Annotated in this window: 25 protein-coding genes; 2 read left to right on the top strand and 23 right to left on the bottom strand. The window is 38.5% G+C overall.

What is annotated here, in order from left to right; all coding sequences use genetic code 11:
• Position 1: 1 nt before the first annotated feature.
• From hisH (RIB15_RS02315) to RIB15_RS02400, 18 genes are all read right to left on the bottom strand, one after another.
• On the bottom strand, positions 2–613 hold the full coding sequence (gene hisH / locus RIB15_RS02315; RefSeq protein WP_350200531.1) for an imidazole glycerol phosphate synthase subunit HisH: 612 nt from the start codon (positions 611–613) through the stop codon (positions 2–4).
• Between the two features lie 4 nt (positions 614–617).
• Positions 618–1718 carry an N-acetyl sugar amidotransferase gene (locus RIB15_RS02320; protein ID WP_350200532.1) on the bottom strand — a complete coding sequence of 367 codons (1101 nt, stop codon included), beginning with the start codon at positions 1716–1718 and terminating at the stop codon, positions 618–620.
• A gap of 4 nt (positions 1719–1722) precedes the next feature.
• The gene (locus tag RIB15_RS02325; protein WP_350200533.1) at positions 1723–2787 is read right to left on the bottom strand and encodes an O-antigen ligase family protein; all 1065 of its coding nucleotides are present in this window, start codon (positions 2785–2787) and stop codon (positions 1723–1725) included.
• A gap of 274 nt (positions 2788–3061) precedes the next feature.
• Positions 3062–4345, bottom strand: coding sequence for a lipopolysaccharide biosynthesis protein (locus RIB15_RS02330; protein ID WP_350200534.1), 1284 nt, complete (start codon positions 4343–4345; stop codon positions 3062–3064).
• A gap of 37 nt (positions 4346–4382) precedes the next feature.
• Complete coding sequence (locus RIB15_RS02335; RefSeq protein WP_350200535.1) at positions 4383–5855, bottom strand: hypothetical protein; 1473 nt, start codon at positions 5853–5855, stop codon at positions 4383–4385.
• Between the two features lie 17 nt (positions 5856–5872).
• Positions 5873–7099: an N-acetyl sugar amidotransferase gene (locus tag RIB15_RS02340; RefSeq protein ID WP_350200536.1), complete on the bottom strand. Its 1227-nt coding sequence runs from the start codon at positions 7097–7099 to the stop codon at positions 5873–5875.
• Positions 7100–7114: 15 nt separating this feature from the next.
• Positions 7115–7771 carry an imidazole glycerol phosphate synthase subunit HisH gene (gene hisH, locus RIB15_RS02345; RefSeq protein WP_350200537.1) on the bottom strand — a complete coding sequence of 219 codons (657 nt, stop codon included), beginning with the start codon at positions 7769–7771 and terminating at the stop codon, positions 7115–7117.
• Positions 7764–8627: an imidazole glycerol phosphate synthase subunit HisF gene (gene hisF / locus RIB15_RS02350; RefSeq protein WP_350200538.1), complete on the bottom strand. Its 864-nt coding sequence runs from the start codon at positions 8625–8627 to the stop codon at positions 7764–7766. The genes hisH (RIB15_RS02345) and hisF overlap by 8 nt, the downstream gene beginning before the upstream one ends.
• Position 8628: 1 nt before the next feature.
• A complete protein-coding gene (locus RIB15_RS02355; protein WP_350200539.1) occupies positions 8629–9309 on the bottom strand; it encodes an acylneuraminate cytidylyltransferase family protein in 681 nt (226 codons plus the stop codon).
• Entirely contained in the window at positions 9310–10356 is a 1047-nt protein-coding gene (locus tag RIB15_RS02360) for a nucleotidyltransferase family protein (RefSeq protein ID WP_350200540.1), read from the bottom strand. It lies immediately after the preceding gene.
• Entirely contained in the window at positions 10343–11455 is a 1113-nt protein-coding gene (gene neuC / locus RIB15_RS02365; protein WP_350200541.1) for a UDP-N-acetylglucosamine 2-epimerase, read from the bottom strand. Before neuC ends, RIB15_RS02360 begins: the two co-directional genes overlap by 14 nt.
• Positions 11452–12483, bottom strand: a complete 1032-nt coding sequence (gene neuB / locus RIB15_RS02370) for an N-acetylneuraminate synthase (protein WP_350200542.1) — start codon at positions 12481–12483, stop codon at positions 11452–11454. Before neuB ends, neuC begins: the two co-directional genes overlap by 4 nt.
• Positions 12476–13375: a methionyl-tRNA formyltransferase gene (locus RIB15_RS02375; protein WP_350200543.1), complete on the bottom strand. Its 900-nt coding sequence runs from the start codon at positions 13373–13375 to the stop codon at positions 12476–12478. The genes neuB and RIB15_RS02375 overlap by 8 nt, the downstream gene beginning before the upstream one ends.
• Positions 13372–14517, bottom strand: a complete 1146-nt coding sequence (locus tag RIB15_RS02380; protein WP_350200544.1) for a LegC family aminotransferase — start codon at positions 14515–14517, stop codon at positions 13372–13374. The genes RIB15_RS02375 and RIB15_RS02380 overlap by 4 nt, the downstream gene beginning before the upstream one ends.
• Positions 14517–15704, bottom strand: a complete 1188-nt coding sequence (locus RIB15_RS02385) for a UDP-N-acetylglucosamine 4,6-dehydratase (RefSeq protein ID WP_350200545.1) — start codon at positions 15702–15704, stop codon at positions 14517–14519. Before RIB15_RS02385 ends, RIB15_RS02380 begins: the two co-directional genes overlap by 1 nt.
• On the bottom strand, positions 15705–16805 hold the full coding sequence (locus RIB15_RS02390; RefSeq protein ID WP_350200546.1) for a DegT/DnrJ/EryC1/StrS family aminotransferase: 1101 nt from the start codon (positions 16803–16805) through the stop codon (positions 15705–15707).
• A gap of 13 nt (positions 16806–16818) precedes the next feature.
• Positions 16819–17769, bottom strand: a complete 951-nt coding sequence (locus tag RIB15_RS02395; RefSeq protein ID WP_350200547.1) for a Gfo/Idh/MocA family oxidoreductase — start codon at positions 17767–17769, stop codon at positions 16819–16821.
• Positions 17770–17858: 89 nt separating this feature from the next.
• Positions 17859–19076, bottom strand: coding sequence for a Wzz/FepE/Etk N-terminal domain-containing protein (locus tag RIB15_RS02400; RefSeq protein WP_350200548.1), 1218 nt, complete (start codon positions 19074–19076; stop codon positions 17859–17861).
• 66 nt (positions 19077–19142) lie between these two features.
• Between RIB15_RS02400 and RIB15_RS02405 the strand changes: the two genes are divergently transcribed.
• Positions 19143–19271 (top strand): hypothetical protein, encoded by a 129-nt coding sequence (locus RIB15_RS02405; protein ID WP_350200549.1) that lies wholly within the window; start codon positions 19143–19145, stop codon positions 19269–19271.
• Between the two features lie 204 nt (positions 19272–19475).
• On the opposite strand, the gene RIB15_RS02410 is transcribed toward RIB15_RS02405, so the two are convergent.
• From RIB15_RS02410 to RIB15_RS02430, 5 genes are all read right to left on the bottom strand, one after another.
• Positions 19476–21971 (bottom strand): acyl-CoA dehydrogenase, encoded by a 2496-nt coding sequence (locus RIB15_RS02410; protein WP_350200550.1) that lies wholly within the window; start codon positions 21969–21971, stop codon positions 19476–19478.
• Between the two features lie 13 nt (positions 21972–21984).
• Positions 21985–22584 carry a TetR/AcrR family transcriptional regulator gene (locus tag RIB15_RS02415; protein ID WP_350200551.1) on the bottom strand — a complete coding sequence of 200 codons (600 nt, stop codon included), beginning with the start codon at positions 22582–22584 and terminating at the stop codon, positions 21985–21987.
• Between the two features lie 711 nt (positions 22585–23295).
• Positions 23296–23949: a tRNA (guanosine(46)-N7)-methyltransferase TrmB gene (gene trmB / locus RIB15_RS02420; RefSeq protein ID WP_350200552.1), complete on the bottom strand. Its 654-nt coding sequence runs from the start codon at positions 23947–23949 to the stop codon at positions 23296–23298.
• A 3-nt stretch (positions 23950–23952) separates the two neighbouring features.
• Positions 23953–24597, bottom strand: coding sequence for a pyridoxamine 5'-phosphate oxidase (gene pdxH / locus RIB15_RS02425; RefSeq protein ID WP_350200553.1), 645 nt, complete (start codon positions 24595–24597; stop codon positions 23953–23955).
• A 7-nt stretch (positions 24598–24604) separates the two neighbouring features.
• Positions 24605–25174, bottom strand: coding sequence for a thioredoxin family protein (locus RIB15_RS02430; protein ID WP_350200554.1), 570 nt, complete (start codon positions 25172–25174; stop codon positions 24605–24607).
• 43 nt (positions 25175–25217) lie between these two features.
• Between RIB15_RS02430 and RIB15_RS02435 the strand changes: the two genes are divergently transcribed.
• Positions 25218–25622: a hypothetical protein gene (locus RIB15_RS02435; protein WP_350200555.1), complete on the top strand. Its 405-nt coding sequence runs from the start codon at positions 25218–25220 to the stop codon at positions 25620–25622.
• The last annotated feature ends 220 nt before the right edge of the window (positions 25623–25842 follow it).

Here is a 25842-nt window from a genome sequence, read left to right on the forward strand (position 1 = left end):
CTTATATTTTTAAATAGGATTCTATTAGATCCATACCAAATTTATGACTCTTTTCCGGATGAAACTGAGTCGCAAATATATTATCTCTTTCGATAGCAGCTACAAATTCTCTACCATAATTCACAGTGCAAAGTATGTCCTCATCATTTTCACATTCTACATGATAAGAATGAACAAAATAGTACCTGGAGTTCTCCAATACATCTGAGTTCAATTTGCTTTGATTATTCTTTACTGTTACGGTATTCCATCCCATATGAGGAATTTTAAACTCCTTACCAGTAAAAGTAAATTTTTTTGCTCTTCCCTTTATCCATCCCAAACCAGGAAGATCTCCCTCTTCACTTTTTTCTGTTATCAGTTGCATACCTAAACATATACAAAGAACTGGTGTTTTATCTTCTAAAACTTTTTTATTCAATACTTCAATTAAATCGTATTCATCTAATTTATTCATTGCATTATCAAAAGCACCGACCCCGGGAAGAAATAATTTCTCTGCCTCAAGTATAGAATCTTTTGAGCTACTGGTTATAGCATCCCCACCCACTCTTCTTATCATATTTTGCAGTGATCCTACGTTACCGATGCCTAAATCAACTATACAGTTCATCGTTCTACCTTTTCAAAACTTTTTTAAGTTTTCTTTTTAACAATACCCCGATAGAGTTTGGGTAATCCCAATAAGTTTTAGGCTCAGTGCTCATAATATCCTCAAATTCTTCTTTCTCGATATCAAATTTGCTTAAAAGGTATTCTATATCTCTCTTTAGTTCTTGAGAATCATATAAAGGGGTTTCTAGTTCTTTGAGAGCCTCTTCTCTGTCAATTTGTCCTGCTACAATTAGACTTGATAAATGAGCCTTTCTTTTATCAAAACCAAACTTTTCGGGCAATATATATGACTGGTATATTTTTGTATAAAATGATTCATGATGTTTGCCACCATAGTCTCTCCAATTAATCTCATCTATCAAAAATTGTTTGGCTTTGTTCTTATCATATTCAACATAGTTAAGAAACTGCACTTTATTATATACTAACCTGTCCCAAAGCTGTTTGGCAAAGTTCCTATGCGGAAATGATTTTAATCTGACTGAACCAAATTCTTTTTGAACGTTTTTTATGTATCTCCAATCGTCATGACCCTGAGACCATGCCTTTGGCAAAATTGATTCAGATGAAGAATTCTGTCCCGTTAAAATATATTTAACCCCCCATTTTGATGCCTGTTGATAAAGCAAAGATTTTATCGCATGATCCGTTGGAATCTCAGAGTCTGGTGTAGAAGCTTTTAAAAAAGATAATTGTAAATCTTTAAATTCTTCCCAATCAATTACATAAGTAAACAAATCAATATCAAGAGAATCACAAATATGTTCGATATTTTTATTCGCTAACTCTGAATTCCATCCATTATCAAAATGAACAGCGAGAGGATTAAGACCAAGCTTTTTAATTCTGTAAGCCGTATATGAACTATCAACCCCCCCACTTACTCCAATAATGCAATCATACTTTGAGCCTTTTTGCTTTCTCTTTATTTCTTCTACTAATGTTTTTAAGGCTTTCTCTCTATAATCTTTATCATTTAAAAGTCGATTAGACTTTAAGAAAGCTTCTGAAGATTTACAATGGTGGCACCTTCCGTTTTCGTCAAAAGTAATATTAGGATCTGTTGTATCCATTACACAATATGTACAAATCTGATAATCCATAAAGTTATGCAAGTTTCAGCTTATAATTTAAATTTTTTACGTTTACACGTAGTAAAAGCATCATCATTAAAAAGAATTGAAGGTTTGTATACCATGTCCACAAACCTTCATTGACTATACTTTGTGATAAGGCGGTAATAAATAAAATTACACTAACTGTGTATTCTTTTTCAGTGCATTTTTTCTTAATTATTTTAAGTGTAATAATATAAGGTAAAATCAATATGAAAACCCCAAGTAGCCCAAACTCAATTGTTAACAAAATTAGAAAGGCATCGGAAAAACTATAGCCAGAGAATATAAATCCTGGTCCAAATCCAAAAATAGGATTTTGGAAAAGGTATTGAATGAGTTCCATAGAACGGCTTAAGGTAGTATTCCCTAACAAATTTGAATCAAATATTGCAAATATTCCTAATATCCTTATCAACGGATTTTCAAAATTATTCCCAGCTGCAGCGGTAGTAGAATACTCGATCAAGGAAGAAATTGATGTCACTAGTATTGGCAAAACAACGAAGGCTATTACAGTTGTAAACAAGAATAGTTTTTTATTAGCAAACCATAAGATTGCAAAAAAACTTATAAATAAACCTAGTAAGGGAGCCCGAACACCAGTTAATAACATAGTTGCAATCGAGAAAATTATTACCCAATAGACAGAATTACCTATCTTATAGATCTTAAAATATTTTATACAACCTAAAAAAATGATATTTAATAATAGAAAGCTTGACAAATTTTGCATTGCCAAAAGAGTTCCTGTAACAACTTGCTCAGATTTAAATTGCTGAGCTATGGCTAATTCTGTCTTACCATATCTCTCGTATGTCACTATCTTAAAGAAGTCCGAAATCTCAGGTATATAATACTGTAGTAACCCCAACAAAGCTTGAATAAGAGTTAACACAACAATAAAGTTTACATAAGTACTTACCTGATACTTCTTTTTGACTCTTTCTGACAAGAAAATTGTAAATAGTAAAAAATTAAAGAAATAGTTTTTTACATAATCTATATAGATAATTGGGTCATCCCCTCTGTATACAGCCAGAACAAATAAATACATAAATAAACCTATAATACACGATAGGTATACGATCAGATATTTATTTTTTGATAGCCTGGTAAATAATAAATAGTAAACAAATAAGAGTACTATGGTAATATTTATGAAAATCCCACTAGCGAAGGCTATATGAGGAATGATTTTAAATAGAGTTATTTTCAAAAAGACATGCAGTCCTAAGATAAAGGATACAGTAAGTAAAAAGTCTTTCCTGCCCAGGTAAACTGAAACCAAAAAGAAGAGAAAAGGAAGTATGATGAAATAAATAATCATATTATTTCGAGAATTTAAACCAGCTCATTGGGAACACTTTATTACCCATATACCAAGAGATCAAATAACCCACTACATTGATTATCAGTAATGAAAGTGCCCCGCCTTTAAGACCATACCATTCAACAAATAGATAGCTCAATATTATATTTAGTGTTCCAGTTGTTAGTGTTATAATCAGTATTAAATGGGTTTTTTTGGAATAGAAAATATAATTCACATGCATTTTATACATTCCATCAAAAGCAGAGGCTAAACACAATAATAATACAACCTCTTTGCCCTCAGAATATGCCGTACCAAATACAGGCTCAATCAATAACAAACCCAAAAAACCTGTGATAGAAGAGAATAAAAGCAAAGAAAAATTATATCCATAAGTAAGCTTAACAATCTTATTTTCTATTTCCTGATTAAAATTATTTAGCTTTTCAAAAAGATAGGGAACAAAAGCCTTATTAAATGAATCTTGAGTATATTTAACAATTAATCCTATGGTAGCACCGATTCCAAAAGATCCAGTTGCAGCAGTACCCAAAATTCCGCCGATAATAATTCGAGTTGCTGAATCAGCTAACCAGCTTCCAATTCTGTGTAATGAAAGTGGATAACCAACTTTTATATTATCAACAATGAAATCTTTTCGTATTACTGTTGAATATAAGTTATGAATGCTAAAAAAGTAGAGGCTGATTAGAAAAAATAAAGCATAGCTTAGAAGGTACCCAACAATGATCCCCTGCCATTTCCACCCCAAAACGATAACAAAAAATAGCATAGATAGATTTTTTGTTGCCGTAAGCGATATAGAAAAAATACCGTATTTTTTAGGCTGGCGTTTTACCTGATACATATTCAGGGCTAAGCTCGTATGTAATTGAAAGAAACAAAAAACAATTATACTTATGATCCAGCTTGCAGGGAACTCCGTTATATCAGAAATTGGATTCCTTAACACATATAATATCCCACCAAAAGCAAGAGAGCTACCAATTAACATCACATAGCCACTTGAAAAATAACTACTAAACTCCTCTTTCTTTACTTTAAAATAATTTAAGAGAATTGAAGAGTCTACACTCAAAGTTATTAGAGGTAAAGCTATACCGGCAAGAGCTTGGAATAATACAAAAACTCCGTATTCTGAAGGATCCAGTTCACGTGTTATGATGGGCAATAGCAAAAAGGGGATAAATTTATCAACCACTCTAAATATAGTATATATACCTGCATCTTTGGCAAGAGTGCTTTTCTTTAGCTTTTGAATTGATTCCTTTAATCCCATATCAGTATGAATGGTTATTTTTACTATATGGAAAAGATTAAGCGAGGTCTTCGGACAAAAGAAAATTTCTCAACAGAGATGTATGTTTGTCAAGCAAATAAACGGCTGCTTTTTTTTCTCTTCTTTTCGTTTCCTTTTTTATTATCTCAATACAAGTTTCTTCGTCTTCTGCATATTGAAGAAACCCATTTTCAACTTCTTTTCTGAATAAAGAATTAGCAGACTTATGAATGGAAATAGATTTTATATCACAATACTTAGCATCTAAAATAACTGAAGAGGTCTCCGTTAAATGTAAATCAATATGCATAAGTATATCGTACAATGAATTATTAGTTGCCTCTTCTATAAATATATTTTCTTTGTAGCTATGATCTTCAAAGAATCTTCTTATCTCTTCAAGTTGATTAAGCATATTTGGATGTAGACGAACCCACCAACATAGCTTTGAGTCTCCTTTATCAATTAATTTCTTATAAAAATTCAAAGTCTGCCTTCCCGGCTGCAGTGTTATCAAAATATTTTTGCAATCTGATTTCAGTTTAGCAACATCATTAATGCCATCGGAATTATTTAAGTTTGAAATTATTGTAACATTCCCACCCACAACAGCTCGGTGTTTTCGAGTCTTTCCAGCCCAGCTTTGTATTACTTCCTTTGAGTTTTCGTCCCAAGCCAAGAAAATATCTGGCAACAATTCATATCCATTTCTAGGAATATTCTGCCATTCAGTATATGCAAAGTGATTCTCACCCTGAACCCCATGTTGCACATCTACAGAGGTTATATTCAACTCATCTGCAGCAAGGTTAATAGCCATCTCAAGACCATAGTAATTAGAACCAAATACATGAGTAGGTGTGGTTTTTTCAAGTACTTCTTTAAACCAATCAGCCAATAATCTTATAAAAGTAATTCTAAACCATATCTTTTTTAAAGAAAGACTATGATTAATCCCATCTTGGTCCATTTTTGAAATTATTTCTTTCAACTCTGTTTTTAACTCTGTTGGCATAGAAACAAGCTTGGACTTCAAAATAGATTTCAGACGTATTGCCCTAAATACAGCATCAATACTAACAAACTCATTCTTGTTATTTGCTAGTGCCTGTCTTGTAGAGTATAAAAAGGTAAGATGCTTTTTATCATGTTTAAGATTCTCAATAATAGGTGACATGTATATGTCTAATTCTTTAGACCCTATCTTTTTTTGAGCAGCTCCATATGTAATAAATACTATGTCTTTATTGGACCTTGAAACAGAATATTTTCCTGAAACAAACTTAATAAAATCAAATATCGACGATACAAAGCCATAAATCTTTGACCATAACCTAGTCACTCTGCTGGCATTTTCATTTCCACCAGATGCAATCGTAAAATTATCTAAGTTAAGGCCTAAAAAAACTCTAACTATCGGCCAAGCATTAAATCCCGATACCTCGTAGTTAGCGAGCTTAATATTTCTTTCAAGAGAATGTAAATAGTCAACAACCTGTTTAGTTTCCAATGGATTAGTTTAGAAAATTAATCTTCAAGGCCACCATTCCAGACATTGTGACGAAGTTTCCATTCATCATTTTTATCTTTACCCCATAGATGTGGTGAGCGGAATTTATCTGTTAATTTATTTTTAAAATATTCAGGATCCATATCTAAATAGTCCATTATTTCCTCGAAATACCTGTCTGGAAACTCTCCATCAAATCGCTTAACAAGAGCTTCTCCTTCTTCTCTGGTAAGATGCCTATTCCGGATTTCCTGTGACGCATCATAAGTAGCACGTCCAATACCAAACTTTATAAAGGTTGTGTAATAATGAAGATCATCAATCTTGTCATCAATGGAATTATACTTACTGTATGTTCCCTGCGTTCGGAATGGCCTTGCTTTAAAACCTGTGTTTTCTACAGCATAATAATAGACTTCTTGAGGAGTCCATTTGAGATAATAACCCAGGTAGCGAACATCAACTTTTGCCTGTTCCATTTCTTCCACAGGCATTGGAAGGAATGACATGATATCCTGCATTTGAACGTCATACTTCTCTTTCAGTTCTTTTACAGAAACGCCTCCCAAATACAGTTCATCAATATTCTTAAACGTGTAATAGCTCTTATCTCTTAACGAAGTTGCATTATCTGCGATCGGGTTTCCATATTCGGCTTCGTTCTCACCATAAAAAACCAAATTAATTCCATACTTGGCTGCTATTTTGGGCCCAATATTCTTCTGGCCCAATATGAAAGTCTGGAAAGGGTGAAAAAGATTCTCTATGGATAGCTTTGTCAGTAGTTTCATAATTTTTCCATTTCTATAAAATGAAATATTATCGAAACCACTATCCAGCCAATTTTTCCAGTTCTGATATCCGTAATCAGTATAAAGTATAGGAGGCCAAGTAACCGTTAACGGGTTCATGCCATATTTATATTTTAATACATGAGCCTGATAGGCACTGTCTTTCCCCCCGCTACCGGGAACCAAACAATCGTAGCTACCGTCATTGCTTCTGTGTTTATCCAGCAGCTTTAAAAGCTCTTCTTCTCTTTTTTCCCAGTCTATCTTTTCTTTTTGTTCCGCCATTCTACAAGCATCACAAATCCCCTCTTCATCAAAGTTCATGGTGGTTTTCTTAGAGTCAATGGTGTGTTTAAACTCCACCGCAGACGCCGGTCTTTGATTAGACATTACACATCGCTTACAAAACTTAACTTCTTCTGGTAGTCCGTAATATGTTTCTTTCTTTCCCATTATTCTGAATTTGTCTTATGGTAATAAATTATAATTTTTTGCCCATTGCTTATAAATCCTGAGCCCATTCTCACCGCTTTTTTCCGGATGAAACTGTGTGGCAAATACATTCCTGTTGTTAAAAACAGCAGAACAGTATTCAAAGCCACAATAGTTGGTATTAGTCAAAACCTCACTATCGTTATCAGGCTTTGCATAAAAGGAATGAACAAAATACATAAAAGAGCTATCCTTTATTCCAGACAAAGACGATGAATTCCATAGAGTCTCATTCTGCATGTGTATTTTATTCCAGCCAATTTGAGGAACTTTTAGCTGTTTGGATTTATAGTTCTTTGGAAACTTTAAAATCTTTCCCTTTATAATATCAAGCCCCATCGAATTTCCGAATTCCTCACTTTCTGTAAACAGCATTTGTAGGCCCAGACAAATACCGAAAAGAGGTATTCCTTCGCTTACTTTTTCTTTGATTACAGTTGATAACCCTAAATCGTTAAGATGATTCATTCCTTCTCCAAATGCCCCAACACCCGGCAAAATCAATGCATCGGAATCTGATATAAATGAGGCATCCGAAGTAATAACTGAATCCAAACCTATGTAATCACAAGCGTGTTTTACGCTAAATAAATTACCTAGCTTGTAATCTATAATTGCTATTTTCTTACTCATTGGTTTCCACTCTTACTGAAATTTCATTTTCAAACAAATACTGCTTTAGTGCATCAAGCGAACATTCCTTAAAGGTGTGAAATGATTTTTTTCTGTTTAGAAACTCAATATTTCCTTCCCCCTGATGATCTCCGATTTCATAACCATTATGGATGTAGTCATAGTGAAGCAGCGAGGCCAATGAAACAGCTTTAGCATCCGTTTTATTAAACAACTCTTTTACATCTTCTTTCTTGCCAACTCCACCATGAGCAATCACGGGAATGTCAACCATCTCAGATATTTTCTCAATCATTGAAATATCCATGCCTTCCCCGGTCCCTTCACGATCTACAGAAGTGATAACAAGTTCACCGGCTCCCATCTCCTCAACTTTCTGTGCCCATTCAAAAATATCGATACCGGTATATTCTCTTCCATTATCTGTATAGGCCAAATATTTATCAGATTTATATTCTTTAATAGCCTCTATGGCCACAACAATAGTTGATGAACCGAACTTAAGAGCTGCTTCGGTTATAATTTCTGGATTATTTATGGCGGCAGTATTAATACTTACCTTATCTGCACCCGCCCTGAGTACGTTTCTGATGTCTTCAATGGTTCTAAGCCCACCCCCCACGGTAAGTGGTATAAAAATTTCTTTAGCCGTATTTGAAATAATATCATGAAGACTATTTCTTTCATAAAGGCTGGCAACCACATCCATGAAGATCAATTCATCTGCACCCTGCTTGTAATAATATTTTGCAAAATGTTCGGGCTTCCCCAGTACACGAAGGCCTTCCAAATGAATGCCCTTTACAAGATTAGGACCTTTAATATCAAGTCGGGGTATTACTCGTATTGTATTCATGTTATCTTCTTAAAATAAATTCAGCTAAGTTAAAATCGAATTCATCATCAATATCAATTGATGATTCTTTATTCATGACATATTTCTTTGTTCTACTGAATACAAGTGTATCACTTGACAATAGAGATTTGGTATTAATTATATAGATGGCTCCATTAATTTCATAAACAGTAGGGCAGTCTTGTTTTCTTGTAAAATCTCCTGATAAAACCTTTTTAAGGTATCCGTCTTCACCTTCTTCAAAAAGCAAAAAATAAGGATTGGAATCTGTTTCTTTTACTGATAAAACCTGGTCTACTTCCTCATCATATAGCTTTAGGCACTCATTAATATGGGTTCCATTCCTCAAAGGCGAAGTAGGCTGGAGCAGTACAATGGTATCAGCAACATAGCTTCTGGCTTGTTTATAAAAATTATAAGCATGTAACAGAACACTCCTTGAATCCGCAGCATCAGTTGCCAAAGACTCAGGCCTCAAAAAAGGCACCCTGATTCCTGTTTGTTCTGCAACTTTCTTTATGGATTCATCATCTGTTGAAACGCATATAACCGAATCGTCAAAAACCTCCCTTGCAGCTTCAATGGTATAATGAATTAAAGGCTTTCCTTTGAGCGGTTTTATATTCTTACCTGGTAATCGTTTGGATCCACCGCGTGCCGGTATAATTACTAATGGCTTCATTTAAAACTTGATGGTTTTAATATCTTCCTGTGCCTTTTCAAAATCTTCCGGCTTTCCAATATCAAGCCAGTATCCTGACAATGGATAGGACAGAACCTTTTTGCCTTCTGCAATAAGTCTTTCCATGAGGTCGGTAGTGTTGTAAAAACTATTCTTGGGTATACCCTCCGTAACTTCCCGTTTCATTAAATAAATACCCCCGTTGGAGTAATACGTATAAGTAGGTTTTTCTTTAAAATTCATCACATGTCCATTCGATGTCTCCAGAACAGCATAAGGCACGTCTACTTTGTATGGTATGGTGACTACGGCAAAATCTGCATCTTCTTCTATGAATCGAATAAAAAAATCTTCATAATCAAGATTGGTAAGGACATCGGAATTGGTAACCAGCACGTAATCATGAATAAAGTTTTCAATCTTTGAAACTGAGCCTATGGTTCCAAGAGGCTCATCTTCCCAGATATAATTGATGTTTAGGTTCTTCTGATTCCCATTTCCAAAATACTCTTCAATTTGTTCCCCCAGGTAGTTTACGGTTATCCAAAAATCATCCATTCCAAATAAGCTTAGCCGGTGAATGTTATGTTCAAGAATAGGTTTATCCCCTACTTTTAATAGTGGCTTGGGAGTTTTTTCTGTAAGAGGTCGCAATCTGGTGCCCTTTCCCCCTGCCATTACCACCACATCTACAGGAAGATAGGACTTTAGCTCTCCAAAATTAATCACATTTACGATGCGATCCTGATGATCAAGAATTGGAATTATTTTAAAATCATTTTCCCGGTACTCAATCACCTTTTGAATGTCCTGATCACCTTTTCGTATAAACCTGGGATTTGATTGAATAATATCATCGACCGGCTGATCAAGCCCAGCTCCTTTGATAAGACCCCTACGTACATCCCCATCGGTTAAAGACCCTATTAATCTATCATCTTTGTCAACTACAAAAGAAATAGCATCATGAGACAGCTTTTCTAAAACCTCTAATGCTTCTCTAATTGGGGTTTCTGTTGGTATTAAATGTTCTTTATAATGACGCATAATTATTTTTTAATGTGTCAATTATTGACCTTACCGTATTTGGTTTTCGATAAATATTTGATCCTTCAAAAGAACCTAAATCTTTTAATTTTGAAACAGTTTGCAAGATATCACTAGCTCCAAATTCACAGTCTATTACATTTTCTCCTTTCGTGCGTCCCTTTTGTCTATTACCAACATTAACAACATATTTTCCGAACGAAGCAGCCTCAATAATTCCACTCGAAGTATTTCCCAAAAGGAAGTTCGAATACTTCATGGCATTGAAATAATTGGTTTTCCCAAAGTTTTCTATGCAAAGAATTTGTTCAGGTATCTCTTTCTTTAATTCTGCAATAGAATTCCGAAATATCTTACCATTGGTATCTGCATTGGGCATGGTAATAACTAAAAAGTAGTCAGTACTGATTTCACTCATAGCAGATTTCATCTCTAAAGCATATTCTTGATTCGCCTCAGGGTTTACTGTTTCAGGATGAAAAGTAATTAATATGTACGGCTTGTCAGGAATTCCAAATTTATTGCGAAAAACATTTTCTTCTAAAAATTTGAACTCTTCTATCCCATCCAAACTTAAAGAACCTACATTATATACATGCTCATCATACCCTATAATTGTCTCAATTTTATCTTTATATGCTTCTGTAGATGGAAAATGTATACTAGAGGCTAGAGTAATTTGATGCCTGTAAATATTATCAATGGCACCTAATGTTGTTTCTCCCCCATGAATATGTGCAAACTTAACTCCAAAAGGAATTCCAGCCTGCACCGCTGCTGACATTTCAAAACGATCTCCCAAACAAAAGACTAAGTCAAAAGTATTTTCAGACCAGTAATCAGCAAATTTATTCACTGTAAGTCCATAAGATGTACTAATTCCATTTGGGTTATCATTTAATAACAAAGATTGTATAAGATCAATATTCTCAAAACCAGCTTCTTGAATTTCAGAAACTGTTTTACCATGATACGGTGAACCATGTGTTCCAAAAGCAATAACTCTCAATTCAAAAAACACATCGTCTTTTAATTTCTTAAGCAAAGGAAGATAAATTCCAAAATCAGCTCTCGAACTTGTAAGTACACCTACCTTCATTTCAACGAACTCCTTTCAAGCATTTCTGCTGCCGCATAGGCTCGGCTAACCTTCCTACCAATAATATTTTCCCAATCCATAGGTGAAATACCGTCTCCGGGACGAAGTGCTATAATATCTTTTTCCTTTATCGCTTCTCCAGCTTTCATTGATCGTGTTGTATGGATACTTTTTCGGGCTACTGTCTTATTCTTTTTTTCACTTCGGCTAGGCTCTTTTTCACCACTTCCCGAAATCGCCTTTTCTATATTCTTTATGGCTTTAACCATATCTTTGAGCTCATCCGGTTCCAAAGAAGCCCGATGATCAGGTCCGGGTAAATTTCGATCCAAAGTGAAGTGCTTTTCTATGACACAGGCTCCCATTGCCACTGCCGCAACCGGAACTTCAATTCCTAATGTATGATCTGAGTATCCTACCCGTACGCCGAGTTCCTTTGCTATGGTATTCATAGCCTTCAGGTTTACATCCTCCATGGGGGTGGGATACTCTGTATTACAATGTAATACAGTAATGTCCTTTTTGGTCAAGCCATGTTTTAATAATACCTCAATAGCATTTTTTACTTCTTGCATATCTGCCATCCCGGTAGAAAGTATTACCGGCTTTCGTTTTTCAGCCAAACGTTTCAAATATGGATAATTGGTAATCTCACCAGACGGACTTTTGAAAAACGGCATTCCGAGATCATCTAAAAAGTCAATTCCGTCCACATCAAAAGCCGTAGATAAAAACTGGATTCCTCTTTTTTCACATTCCTTAATTAATACTGTATGATCCTCTTCACTCAATTCAAGTGATTTGAGCATGTTATATTGGCTCTCATCACCATCTCCTATATTTTGAGATTGATATTTTGCTTTTTTAGCCGTTTTTGATACTAATTTGTCTGCTTTGAAAGACTGGAATTTTACTACATCAACTCCTGCTTGAGTAGCTACTTCAATCAGCTCAATTGCCTTTTGCAAATCACCATTATGATTCACTCCAGCTTCTGCTATAATATAAACGTGTTCCTTCTTACTCATTTTTAAACCGAGCCCCAACTCTGAGTTTTACTTCAGTATCAACTTCAAGAATTTCCACAAATGAATCTTTCGTTTTTACTAAAAATCCATCTTTTGTTTTTGAAAGAATTTGTCCTGGTATATTTATGTACTGTGGTGCACCTTCTATTAATTTAACTCGATTAATTTTGACCTGAACATTATCAATAAAAGTTGTTGCTAAAGGTCCCGGTGAAGACAAAGCCCGCACAAAGTTAAATATTTCTCTTGATGTACTTTTCCAATTAACAATCTCATCTCCAACTGAACGCCTACCGCAATAAAAACCAACAGGATGGATCGTATTCTGTTTTACCACTTTGAAACTTCCATCCTGAATTTGCTTAATTGCTTTATATAATAATTTTGCGCATTCATCATATGCTACAGAAAGCAATGTATCATAAGTATCTTCATCTGTTATTGGATAGGTCTGTTGCAAAAGAATATCTCCGGTATCAATTCCTTCATCAACAAAATGAACCGTTATGCCAAACTCTTTCTCATCGTTAATCAACGCCCAATTGAGAACATTTCTGCCACGATAAAAAGGTAATTTACCAGCATGACAATTTATAGTACTGTATTTAGGGAGATTGATTATCCTCTCCCTAAAGATTTGATTAAAACTCATAGAAACAAACAAATCACAATTGTACGATTTCGCCTTTTCTATAAATTCTTCAGAGTTAACCTTTACTGGATGCAAATAATCTATTCCGTATTTTCCTGCAAAATACTTTAGAGTATCATCTTTAGTATCCGTTCTTGGCACAATAAAACATATTTCAATTTCTTCATCTTGAATCAACAATTCAAACGCCTTATGCGACCAAGGCCCATCTGCAAAGTACCCTATTTTAAATTTACTCATATTCTTACACTACTTGGGATATTGACGATACGATCTTCAAGAAACTCAGCGTTTTTTTGATCGTCTCTGAAGCAATTCTCATACATGGATAATTTATACATTAGCTGCCATATTGGACGGGTCATTACTCCCTTTTCATTGGTCTCCTTCAAAAATTCATCCCGGTTATTCCGATTAGCCAATTCCACACACATCAGCCAATAATTCGCTTTTGTGTTTTCATTCTCAGTCCTGAACTTAATTCCCAGTTCATTAAAATGTGAGGTATATTTATAGGCTAGTTCTCTTTTATTTTCTATAAAATCATCCAGTTGTTCCAATTGAGCACAAATTAACGCCGCATTTAAATTCGGCATGCGGTAATTGTGTCCCAATTCGTCATGCACGTATTCATACTTATGAGGTTTTTTGGCTGTGGTTGTTATATGCTTAGCGAAATCTCCCAACTGCTCATCTTTGGTTACGATTGCTCCACCACCTCCAGCCGTGACAATCTTATTTCCATTAAATGAATAAATTCCAAGTTTCCCAAAGCTCCCGGTTGGTTTTCCATGGTAGGTAGAACCTATGGATTCAGCCGCATCTTCCACCACCGGGATATTCCATTTATCGCAAACTTTCATAAGCTCATTCAGATGCACCGGGAAACCGAAGGTGTGCATGGGTAAACATGCTGCGATTTTATTACCTGTCTTTTTATTATAGCATCCATCTTCCCGGATTTCACCGAACTCATTCAGGAAACCTTCAACAGCATCAGTTGATAACCCCATTGTATCTAAATCTACATCCAGAAAAATAGGGTGAGCATTGTTATAAGCTATGGCGTTAGCAGTTGCAACAAAAGTTAATGCCTGTGTTAAAACTTCATTTCCCTGCTTAACACCTGCTAATCGAAGAGCTACTTGCAAGGCTGCTGTACCATTTACTACGGCAACAGCTCGGTTTGTTTGAGAAATTTCAGCCATCATCGCTTCAAATTTATCTACGTAAGCCCCAACTGAGGAAACAAAAGTAGAATCTATTGTTTCCATGACATACTTCTTCTCATTGCCTTTAAAACGAGGTTCATGTAATGGAATGAAATCAGCAGTTTTATACTGATCCCGAACAAATTCTATAAACTGATCAATTTGTTTCATTACATCTTTGAGTCTAAATACTTTCCGGTTTCTTTATGGTCAAATCCTGGAAGTAGTTTATGAAAAAGTTTAACTAAGTCAGGTTTTGTCCAGCTAAGGTTAGTCTTCATTTCTTCAATGGCACTTAAAAAGTAATCCAACTTACCTTTTTCAAAGCCGAGATTACTTTTCACTATTCCTAATTTCTCGAAACGCTCTAAATCAAGCGTTTCACCTTCCATAAAAAACTCTTCAAAATCTTTCTCACCTGTCGTATCACTTTCCGTGAACAGGCATGGCCATTTACCTTTTTCTGGTAATATACTCACTAATTCTCTTGCCTCATCTTCATTGGAGCATAAGTGAGCTTCGTACCCCATCATCTCCAAATACTTGATTGCTATCTCAGAAAACGTAATCAAATGAAGATCTTCACTTAACTTTGGGAAAAAAATATCCCTGTTATCTCCCAACAAACACGACATCAAACACAATTCGCCGGACTCCTGAGGAGTCACGAAATAGCGCTTAATATCATTAGGAGCAACAATGGGCTGTCTTTTTTGAATACGCTGGTTAAAACTGTGCAAAAGAGATCCATCTGAAAAAGCAACATTTGCAAAGCGCGCGGTTGAAATATCGATATTCTCACTTTCACGCATCAAAAAGAGTTCCATAATACGTTTGGAAGCGCCCATCATATTCACTGGGTTGGCCGCCTTATCTGTAGATACACAAAAATATTTTTGTGTCCCTTTATCTTTAGCCTGCTGAATGGTTTTTATGGTATTCAGAATATTAACCTCAACCATTCTCATAAGCGTGAATGGATCCTTTTCACTTCTTACATGTTTTAAAGCTGATAAATTCAATACATAATCATATTTACCATCAGCTTTAATAAAAGCATCGTACTCATATGATCCGGCATCCAGAGCAAAAGTCTTAAACTCACCACTAATATACCCTTCTGAACTCCGGATATCCCGTACTAACTCCACCATATTGTTTTCGCTAATATCTACAACATGGAGCTTTCGCGGGTTTCTTTTGAAGATCTCTTTAGTTACAGCTTGACCAATAGAGCCAGCTCCGCCAATTACAAGGAATTTTGAGTTAGACACTTTTTCTGATAACTCAGAATCATTTTGATTTAAATCAAATGAAAATAGATTTTTAGTACGCCCAATAAGTTGAAGAGTATTCATTTATATTGCAAGGGATTCTATTAACTTTTCAACGACTATGTCTTGATCCTCTTCACTTAAAAAAGGATGCATCGGTAAGCTTAATACCTCTCTTGATGCTTTTTCGGATTCAGGGAAATCTCCGTATTCATATCCTAAATATTGGAAAACCGGCTGTTCATGAAAACATTTGGGGTAGTATATACCCACAGGCACTCCTGCGTCTTTCATGCTGGAAACAATTTCATCCCTCTTTTCTTCAGCTACTCTAATCGTATATTGTGCATATACATGTGTATTCCCCTTATCAACAACTGGAGTAATTACATGATCATTTAAGAGTTCTGTATACCTGGCTCCTATTTGATTCCTGGATTTCACCTCATCTTCAAAACCTGCCCACTTCCCTAATATTACAGCAGCCTGCAAAGTATCGAAACGACCATTCATGCCAATATGCGTATGATAGTGCCTTTTTATACCTCCATGGGAGCGTATGGCTTTCATCGTTTCTGCCAACTCATCATCGTTCGTAAATAAAGCTCCACCATCTCCATAGCAGCCTAATGGTTTCGCTGGAAAGAATGAAGTACTGGCGATTAAAGAAGCCCCACAACTGCGTTTCCCATTCCGGGTAGCTCCAAAACTCTGAGCCGCATCTTCAATAACAGCTATATTATGCTTGTCTGCTATTTGATTAATTCGTTCCAGATCAGGCATTTGACCAAAAAGACTGACCGGCATAATAGCTTTGGTATTTTCTGTAATGGCGCCCTCCAAAAGATTCGGATCCATATTATAGGTATCCGGTTCAATATCAATGAAGACCGGCTTTGCCCCAACAGCAGAAATTACTTCAGCTGTACTGATCCAGGAAAAAGGAACCGTTATTACTTCATCACCAGAACCAATATCAAGAGCTCTCAAAGCAATTTCCAGGCTATCTGTGCCACTTGCTACCGTTATACAATGTTTGACCCCAACATATTCTGCAAGAATTGCTTCCAGCTCATCAATTTCAGGGCCCATAATATACTGTCCATGCTCGAGAACAGCTTTCATTTTTTTATCAATCTCTTTCTGATACTTTCTGTACTGTGTATCTAAATCGATAAACTCCATCTTACTTATGCTCTTATTTTAAATTTTGAATACTTGGATGAACAATACCTTTAGGATTCTCTGTAATCGGCATAGTTCTCAATTTGTGTACCAGTTCAATAGAGGGGCGGGCATCATCAATTCCAAATCCATTACCCTTCAATGTTTCTTCATAAACACGGGTATGTAAATCTGTAAATCCGCCACTGAATTCTAACTCATCTCCATCAACATTGATAGAACGAAACGTTCGCTGACTGTCGTCTGCGTTATTAGGAATATCTTCAGGTTCAAGTGACAAAAACCACTCTACATCTGCATTAGGAAGTTCCAAAAAACCACCCATTCTATTTTTCTCTCTTACATAGAGCTCCATATTCTGCGCAGGTCCAAATAGCCACATAAGCATATCAAAAAAGTGAATGCCAATATTGGTACCTATACCACCAGACTGTTCCTCATTTCCTTTCCACGAATAATGATACCAGGTTCCTCTGGATGTTATATAGGATAACCTGATCTTGTGCCTCTTCTCAGATTTCTCAGCATCTATTTTCTTCTTTAGTTCTATTAATGAGGGGTGAACTCTAAGTTGCAAAATGGTCCAAACTCTCTGACCATACTCTTCTTCCAGTTCTTGCAATACATCTAAATTCCATGGATTCAATACCAGTGGTTTTTCACATAAAGCATCTGCTCCAACTCTCATTGCTAAGCGTATGTGTGCATCGTGCAAATGATTGGGAGAGCATATAGTCATATAATCAATTGCCTCTCCATTTCCTTCTCTTCTAATCTTTTCCAAGTGACGATCGAATCGCTCAACTTCCGTGAAGAAACTGGCCTTCGGAAAATAACTATCAATAATACCTACAGAGTCATGGGGATCAACAGCAGCCACTAAACGATTCCCTGTATCTTCAATTGCTTTTAAGTGGCGAGGTGCTATGTAACCTGCTAAACCGGTAAGTGCAAAATTTTTCATGTATACTATATTTGTTTAATTCAAAACTAATTACTTATCCCCGTATGTATAAGTGGATTGGAATCTTCAATCTCTTAGTTTAACAATGTTCAGGAGTCAGTCTTGAAAGGATTTAACGCAAGGAACTGCCGGATGAAAATCCACCCGATAGAAGCAATGCCACTCAGCATCACAAACACAATCAGGACCATCCCTCCACTCATCTCATCGTTTACCGGAACCTGTACCGGCTGAAGCACTTTAAACACCGGGGTTTCTTCCTGTACTTTCAGCTTTGCCTCTTCGTATTGTTGTGTAAGTGAATTATACAAATTGAAAGCAATATCATATTCGGAATTCAGACGCTGTTCTTCGGTTCGGGCCCTGGCTGTTAAGTTCCCCTGGTTACTATCCCGAAATTCAGCTAAGGCCAGCTGCGCCTCTTGGAATCGTTCTTCGGCTTTTGTCAACTGCTCTTCAATAAACTCCAGATCACGAAGTACTTTCTCCGTTCTGTATTCGGTTAAATATGCAGTGAGCTCCTGGATGGTATACCGGGCAACATGAGCAGCTAATTTCGGATCAGACATCTGAGCTCTTACCGTTACCACTCCTGATTCTTCATCCAGACTTGCAGAAACACGGGATCTAAGACTTTCAATCACCTTCATTTCGTTTTTGCTTAACTCAACAATTTCATCATCATTACTTACTGCTGTACTTGTAGCAAGTTCTTCTTCTTTCTTAAATACACCAATAATTGTACTGGGCAAGCCGATGGTGTACTGAGCTATATAGCCTAACACTCCGGGAGTTTGTATTTCTAAATAGTATTGATAAATGGAAGCGGTAGTATCATAATCCGGAAAATAGAATTCCTGACGGGCCAGCTGGTCCTGAAAGCTCAGGCTTTCTACAATTTTGGGATATAGATCGACCCTTATCGCATTACTGGCAGAATTGTAGGTCCCTCCTCCGCTCAGCCCAATCAAGCCACCGTATTGTCTTAAAAGACTGGAAGCTCCTCCCTGACTTTCTGTACTATATTCCGGCATTAGGGTGGCATTACTCACATATTCTTTTGGGCTAAGCAACGCAACAGCCACACCAAGCACCACTCCAACTGCTACAAACCGGTAAATGGTTTTTCGGTTATCCCAAATGGTCTTGGCCAGTTCAATCAGGTCGATTTCGTCTTCTTCGTAGCCATCATACCCCTGATCTGCCGGGACTAGTCTGTATTCCTGAATGGGAAAGTTCTCCGGGCTTTTTTTCTTACCCGGCTTATTGTCCCCATGTTCTTGATTTGAATTGTTCTCTTCGCTCACTTTCTACCAAATTTTGTTAAGCAATGATGATACGAAGTTTGACCTTCTATTTAAAGAGGTATTTCGATGATAGTTGATAGGTTGATGGTGGTGGTTGGTGCAGCGGAGCTTTTCGCAGAGCCAGAGTATTTCATGCCGACAGGCATTGCCGCTCTGCGGCATTGGGGATGTTCACCCGGTAACATGTCATCCTGAACGCAGCGCATGCGGAGTGAAAGATCTCCATAACCTGCTTATTTTTATAGTCATCCCGCACGAAGCATAGCGGAGATGCGGGATCTCCTGGTCCAACTTGGGATATCGTTAAAGGAGATCGCGGGTCAGCGCCCGCGATGACTGGTTGTTTAATAAGGCCTGCGACGGACAGGGTTTACTGATAGCTGAAACCTGACAGCTATCCTAAACCATTGCCTCTGGAGCTTTTTCTGGCCTTTCGCCATCGCCAAACGGTTTCATCGGTGTCTCGTTCATATACTCATCAAGCGTAAACTCATCCACCTGTATGGCATCATTCCGTGCACGCTCGGTTTTCTTGACGTGCTCACCTTCTTCTTTGGTTAGCACGCCTTTTTCAACAGCCAGATCTGCGATATCAAGGTAGGGTTCCTTGGGCAGTTCTCTCGCTTTAATGGCTTTATACAACTTCTTGAATGCAGGCCAGGCTTGCTCTACCAATTCCATAGTGTGCTCATAACGACCAATAGCAGATTCTTTATCTTTCGGAAGGAAAATTCCTGCTGTTATCCGATCCCGATCTTCTCCCCGAGTCTGCATAGCCTGGGCTACTTTATGTCCGAGTTTGTCTGAAGGATAGGTGCCGATTGGATTCAATCTTCCCCACACTCCAGCCAAACGGAATACCCAGCTTAGTCCGGGTACTTTTATTTCTCTCAGAATACCTTCAAAGGCTTGCTGAATTTTCCAGAAACTGTATTCCATCGCCCACTCAAAATACGGACGGTCGGCTTCCGGTCTTCCTTCAGCTTCAAATCGTTTGAGTGCTCCGGAAGCCAGATACATATAACTCAGAATATCGGCGTAACGCCCGGCTATTTTTTCTTTCATTTTTAAGGCTCCGCCATACGAGCCAAGGGCAATATCAGCAAAGAATGCGAAGGAAGCAGAAGCCCAGGCCAGCTTGCGAAAGTATTTAGCGGATGGACCACTTACCGGAGAACTTGCCAACCGACCTCTGGTGATACTCAACAAAAAAGCACGCGACTTATTCCGGGCTACATGACCAATATGCTTCCAGAAGTTATCGTCAAAGGCTTTAACATCTTTGTTCATTAAAGCATCTATTTCATTAAAAGCATAAGGATGGCATCGAATCGCACCCTGGCCAAAGATCATCAGCGTTCGGGTGAGAATATTTGCTCCCTCTACGGTAATCGCAATTGGCATAGCCGTGTAGCTGCTGGCAAAGATATTTCGGGGACCGCGGGAAATTCCGGCTCCTCCGACGATATCCATCGCATCGTTTACAATTTCCCGTCCCAATTCTGTAAAGTTGTACTTGGCGATAGCCGTTACCACAGCTGGTTTTTGACCGCTATCCAGTCCACCGGTCGTATATCGTCGGGCGCCTTCCATCAGGTAGGTGTACCCTCCAATTCGTGCCATAGGCTCTTCGATTCCTTCAAACTTCCCAATATTCAACCCGAATTGTTTTCGGATGGCCGTGTAGGCACCAATAGCACGGGTGGCTACCTTGGATCCACCCACACTCTGCGCCGGAAGGGAAATTCCCCGTCCTACAGCCAGCGACTCCATCAGCATGCGCCAGCCATTGCCGGCTCCTTCTTTACCTCCTATAATAGCATCCAGCGGAACCACCACATCTTTACCGTCAATCGGGCAGTTATAAAATGGAATGCCCAGCGGGTCATGACGGCGGCCTAATACCACACCCTCTGTGTCAGAAGGAATGAGTGCACAGGTAATACCCCGGTTTTCTTTATCACCAATCAAATGATCCGGGTCTTTAAGATTGAAAGCTAATCCAATCACTGTTGAAATTGCGGCCAGCGTGATATATCGCTTCTCAAAATTCATGCGAAGATACAGCTCTCCGTCATCACCCTTGAAAACAACTCCTTCAGAACGCATGCTTCCGGCATCAGATCCGGCATTGGGTTCTGTAAGACCAAAACACGGCATTTCTTCTCCGGTTGCCAGTTTCGGCAAGTAATGGTCTTTTTGCTCATCGGTTCCGTAATGGAGCAGCAACTCGGCTGGACCTAAAGAGTTAGGAACCATGACCGTTGTTGCCAACGGACCACATCGTGAAGCCAGTTTTGCGACAATCGCACTGTGAGCGGTGGCAGAAAACTCGAGTCCGCCATATTTCTTGGGAATAATCAACCCAAAGAATTTTTCTTTTCGCATGAATTCCCAGACCTCATCCGTGAAGTCTTTTCGAACCATCACATCCCAGTCGGTGACCATTTCACACAGCTTTTCAACCGGACCATCCATGAAAGCCTGTTCTTCTTCCGTTAAATCAGGATAATCCTCATCCAGAATCCGCTTGAAGTTGGGCTTCCCGGAAAACAACTCCCCTTCTACCCATACATTTCCTGCTTCAATCGCGGTTTGCTCAGTTTCCGAAATTTTAGGCAGGAAATTCAACGCATCCAGCAACTTCATAATTGGGCCACTGAGAACTACTCTTCGAACCGGCTTAATATTAAATACCAATACTAATACGGTGTAAGTGATGAATACCCAGTTGGGCGCACCCAGCCCAGCCAATCCGGCATAACCGGCAATAGCCCACAGCCAAAGCGGCGCTCCGGTGTAACCCAGTATAAATATTAGTAAAACGGCAGAGCCAATTGATGCCCACAGCGGGATTTCACTAAAAAATCCAAGTAATTCCATAATCGCTTCCATAATCTTTCCTCATTTATGATACTGTTGTTCGAATCAGAAATCCCTGCACCACATGCTCTATGGATTCCTCTATAAATTGTTGCTTATCAATGCGGCTATCCAGTCTTTTATTAAGTACAACCGATACTACACCGTGTAATTGTGCCCAAATCGAGTAAGCTGCAACAACAGGTTGATCAACCTCCATCAACCCATTATTTACACTTTCTTCTATAGTTTTTACCAACAATTCGTATGCTCGCCTGGCTTTCCGAAACTTCTCCTTCGGATATCGCGCCATTGAATCGGACCGGACTTTGTATATAATCTCGTACTTTTCCGGATTCTCAAGCCCAAACTGCACATAGCTTTCTGTGATCGCTTTAAAACGTTCGATACTATCGGTTTTTGATAAAGTCTCAGATTCTATAAACCGGCTTAAATCCTCCACCGACTCTTCAATCAGCGTGTGCAATAAGTGATCTTTATTTTCAAAGTAGAGGTAGATACTTGTTGCGGATACATCGGCCTGTTTGGCAATTTTCCGCATCGATAATGATTTATATCCTTCTTCGTACAGCAGATGCCGGCTGATATCGAGTATCTGGTCTCTTAATGGTACTTCTTCGCTCATTCTTATTATTAGGTTAACGGTGTTAACTTCTGTAATGTAAACATTCCACAGCGAAAATCAAGACGTGATGTTTTTGTATCTCAGTCATCCTATAACTTATCCAGGATCTCTTTTTACATCGTCATCCCGCAAGAAGCGTAGCGAAGATGCGGGATCTCCTTAACCGGCTTGGGATATCGATAAGGGAGATCTCGGGTCTAAGCCCGCGATGACTGATCTGTATATACCGACGTAGTTCACAAATCGGCCGCCCGGTCTATCGGGCAATCGCAAATGAACCTTACACCGCATGTTCGAGGCGGAGCCTCCATCCGGCATTGCACAGCAGAGCAGCGCAACAAGGGGGGAAATTTTAAGATCCATTGTCCCAAACATTCCCTGGCTAAGATCCTTCGGGGGTACCCTCAGGATGACTTGGTGATTATATGGTTGAGGATATTACCTAAGAGTCCTTTCCCCTTCTGAAGGGGAACTTGTGCTGGACGGGATTCAGTAAGGCAGAAAAGGGGTCTGTCGCTAAGTGATATAAGTTCTTATAAACACATTCCCATTTCAAGGATCTTGCTTCGTCGTTATCCATCCCAATCTTATGTTCAGCAAACCGGCCTCCTCGCAAAGACGCTATTTTTTAGATTGGAAAATATGTTCACCAAGAAAAGCCCTAATCCAGTAAACCAGGGAAGCCGTTCAGGGCTTCGCTTACTGTCAGCTTCACATCCTAAACTTCAGATACTTAATCGTTTTTCCTTTTTCGAGGTGCATACTTTCATAATAGGTGATAATGGAAAGCTCGGGATCATCCGGCCGATTTTTGTGAACATTGGGTTCATCATCCAACAGCTCAAGTCCCTCTTGCTCAATGATTTCTTTTGTGTACTCATAGAGCACATCACTGTCGGTTTTCAGGTTAATGACTGCGCCTGGCTTCATCACTTTTCGATATACTTCCAGAAACTTGGGTGCCGTCAGCCTTTTTCTCTCTTTCTTGATATAGGGATCTGAAAATACAATCCATGCTTCGTCGACTTCATCCTTTCCCAAAAACTGATCGAGATGATCGATAAAACACCGCAAAAAGCGCACATTCCCCAGATTCTTTTCAAGGGCTTCGGTGGCTCCCACCCACATGCGGTTTCCTTTGATATCCAATCCCACATAGTTTTTATCGGGGTGAAGTTGAGCCAATCCAACCGAATACTCTCCTTTACCACAGGCTAATTCCAGTACGATTGGCTGATCATTTCCAAAAATATCCGAATTCCATTTTCCTCTGGGGGCAGGATTATCTTCATCAAAATCGGTATACACGAGCGTATTTTCGAGCTTGGGCAACTCTTCCATCCGCTCTTCTTTTATCTTAGGCATAAATCAGGGCGAGAGTCTTTTTATGTTCCACTTTTCACCAGTCAATTCATACTTAACCCTGTCATGAAGCCGGCTTCTCCTTCCCTGCCAAAATTCAATGGCTTCGGGAATTACGCGATAGCCACCCCATGTTTCCGGCATGGGTACTTTTCCTTCCGGATATTTCTTTTCAAGCTCTTCAAATTTCTTTTCCAGAAATGCACGGTTCGGAACCTCTGCACTTTGGTTTGAAGCCAGGGCCCCAAGCTGACTTTTGTATGGGCGTTGTTGGAAGTAGGCTTCACTTTCTTCTTTTGGAAGTTTCTCGACTTTCCCATCAATGCGAACCTGACGTTCCAGTTCCAGCCACATGAAACACAAGGAGGCATTCGGATTTTGTTCCAGCTCTTTTCCCTTATCACTGACATAATTGGTATAAAAGATAAAGCTGTCATCTTCCAGCCCTTTCAACAACACTATGCGAGAATGAGGTTTATGATTGGCATCTACGGTAGCCAGCGTCATGGCATTGGGCTCCGGTACTTCAGACTTAACGGCTTCTTCCATCCAAAGCCCAAATTGTTTGAATGGGTTTTTATCTACTTCAGATTCATCGAGCGAACTTTTAGCATAGTCTTCTCGGAGCTTTTGCAACTTTTCGTTTTTCATTCCTTATTTATCCAAAATAATCCGGGGCATTTCCGGGTTTCCATTTAATGTTACATCCCATACTGGGTACTTGCTTATCCTCAGGAATTTGTTGCCCATCAAGTAACGCGTCCAATGCTTCCCGAAGATCTTTGCCGGTAACCGGGGTGTCCTTTTTGGGGCGACTGTCATCAAACTGACCACGATATACCAGTTTTCGGTTCTCATCAAATAGAAAAATATCGGGCGTACAGGCAGCTTTATAGTCTTTGGCTACTTCCTGTGATTCATCATACAGATACGGAAATGGATATTTTTTCTCAGCCATTTTCTCCGGACTGTCCTGCGGATATTTATCTACATCATTAGAGCTAATGGCGATGAATCCTATTCCACGGGCAATATATTCGTTAGCAACATTTACCAATTCGTCCTCAATATGCAGCACATATGGACAGTGATTACAGATAAACATCACCACAAACCCCTTGCTTTGATCGGCATAGCTTAACGAGAGTTTCCCTCCGTTCACACTTGGCAGAGTGAAATTTGGTGCCTCAGTTCCTATTTCCAGCATGGTTGATGGTGTGGCAGACATAATGCTCCTGACTTTTGTCGATTAATGGTTTTAACTTCAGTGCATGAAATCCACTACAAAGATATTGAATGATCAAGACAAAATTTTGTTCGAAAAAGCATTGAAGTTCTACTTCTATGCACGACAACAAGATGTCGGTAAGCTTAATTCGCAACTAAAGCAACGCTTTTCCTATGCAGGCCAGGTAGCCTATTCCCTGATTATAACATACATTCGTGAAGGAAGTTTGAAGCTGGAATACATGGATTTCCTGAATGAAGAACTCAAAACCATGCGTGGACTGGATTCAGAATTTCTGGAACCCCTGATGATCAAACCGCATGAGATTGATGAGATAGAATTCAAACAGGAAATTTCTATTAAAGTTTTTGACGAAGATAATGATACTGACATCCGGATCATCTACAGCCCGGATCAGAGTGTTGCCAAACTGGAGCCGCTGAACTAACCCGTCATCCCGTACGAAGCGTAGCGGAGATACGGGATCTCCTGTTCCAACTTGGGATATCAATCAAGGAGATCGCGGGTCTACGCCCGCGATGACGGCTGTTTTTTGCTAGCTGAATTTGATTCATTTCTGGCGTAGTATTCTACACCATTCAACCCACCCCGTCATCCCGTACGAAGCGTAGCGGAGATACGGGATCTCCTGTTCCAACTTGGGATGT

The organism is Gracilimonas sp. (assembly GCF_040218225.1).
Lineage (GTDB): Bacteria > Bacteroidota > Rhodothermia > Balneolales > Balneolaceae > Gracilimonas.

Excerpts from the sequence above, each read along its gene's own strand:
- RIB15_RS02330 (WP_350200534.1), bottom strand. The coding sequence starts at position 4,345 with ATGGGATTAAAGGAATCAATTCAAAAGCTAAAGAAAAGCACTCTTGCC.
- RIB15_RS02415 (WP_350200551.1), bottom strand. The coding sequence starts at position 22,584 with ATGAGCGAAGAAGTACCATTAAGAGACCAGATACTCGATATCAGCCGG.
- RIB15_RS02385 (WP_350200545.1), bottom strand. The coding sequence starts at position 15,704 with ATGAATACTCTTCAACTTATTGGGCGTACTAAAAATCTATTTTCATTT.
- RIB15_RS02375 (WP_350200543.1), bottom strand. The coding sequence starts at position 13,375 with ATGAGTAAATTTAAAATAGGGTACTTTGCAGATGGGCCTTGGTCGCAT.
- RIB15_RS02320 (WP_350200532.1), bottom strand. The coding sequence starts at position 1,718 with ATGGATTATCAGATTTGTACATATTGTGTAATGGATACAACAGATCCT.
- RIB15_RS02435 (WP_350200555.1), top strand. The coding sequence starts at position 25,218 with ATGAAATCCACTACAAAGATATTGAATGATCAAGACAAAATTTTGTTC.
- RIB15_RS02405 (WP_350200549.1), top strand. The coding sequence starts at position 19,143 with ATGATAGTTGATAGGTTGATGGTGGTGGTTGGTGCAGCGGAGCTTTTC.
- neuC (WP_350200541.1), bottom strand. The coding sequence starts at position 11,455 with ATGAAGGTAGGTGTACTTACAAGTTCGAGAGCTGATTTTGGAATTTAT.
- RIB15_RS02390 (WP_350200546.1), bottom strand. The coding sequence starts at position 16,805 with ATGGAGTTTATCGATTTAGATACACAGTACAGAAAGTATCAGAAAGAG.
- RIB15_RS02360 (WP_350200540.1), bottom strand. The coding sequence starts at position 10,356 with ATGCGTCATTATAAAGAACATTTAATACCAACAGAAACCCCAATTAGA.
- RIB15_RS02355 (WP_350200539.1), bottom strand. The coding sequence starts at position 9,309 with ATGAAGCCATTAGTAATTATACCGGCACGCGGTGGATCCAAACGATTA.
- RIB15_RS02340 (WP_350200536.1), bottom strand. The coding sequence starts at position 7,099 with ATGGGAAAGAAAGAAACATATTACGGACTACCAGAAGAAGTTAAGTTT.
- trmB (WP_350200552.1), bottom strand. The coding sequence starts at position 23,949 with ATGCCTAAGATAAAAGAAGAGCGGATGGAAGAGTTGCCCAAGCTCGAA.
- hisH (WP_350200531.1), bottom strand. The coding sequence starts at position 613 with ATGAACTGTATAGTTGATTTAGGCATCGGTAACGTAGGATCACTGCAA.
- RIB15_RS02410 (WP_350200550.1), bottom strand. The coding sequence starts at position 21,971 with ATGGAAGCGATTATGGAATTACTTGGATTTTTTAGTGAAATCCCGCTG.
- hisH (WP_350200537.1), bottom strand. The coding sequence starts at position 7,771 with ATGAGTAAGAAAATAGCAATTATAGATTACAAGCTAGGTAATTTATTT.
- pdxH (WP_350200553.1), bottom strand. The coding sequence starts at position 24,597 with ATGAAAAACGAAAAGTTGCAAAAGCTCCGAGAAGACTATGCTAAAAGT.
- RIB15_RS02430 (WP_350200554.1), bottom strand. The coding sequence starts at position 25,174 with ATGTCTGCCACACCATCAACCATGCTGGAAATAGGAACTGAGGCACCA.
- hisF (WP_350200538.1), bottom strand. The coding sequence starts at position 8,627 with ATGAATACAATACGAGTAATACCCCGACTTGATATTAAAGGTCCTAAT.
- neuB (WP_350200542.1), bottom strand. The coding sequence starts at position 12,483 with ATGAGTAAGAAGGAACACGTTTATATTATAGCAGAAGCTGGAGTGAAT.
- RIB15_RS02380 (WP_350200544.1), bottom strand. The coding sequence starts at position 14,517 with ATGAAACAAATTGATCAGTTTATAGAATTTGTTCGGGATCAGTATAAA.
- RIB15_RS02325 (WP_350200533.1), bottom strand. The coding sequence starts at position 2,787 with ATGTATTTATTTGTTCTGGCTGTATACAGAGGGGATGACCCAATTATC.
- RIB15_RS02395 (WP_350200547.1), bottom strand. The coding sequence starts at position 17,769 with ATGAAAAATTTTGCACTTACCGGTTTAGCAGGTTACATAGCACCTCGC.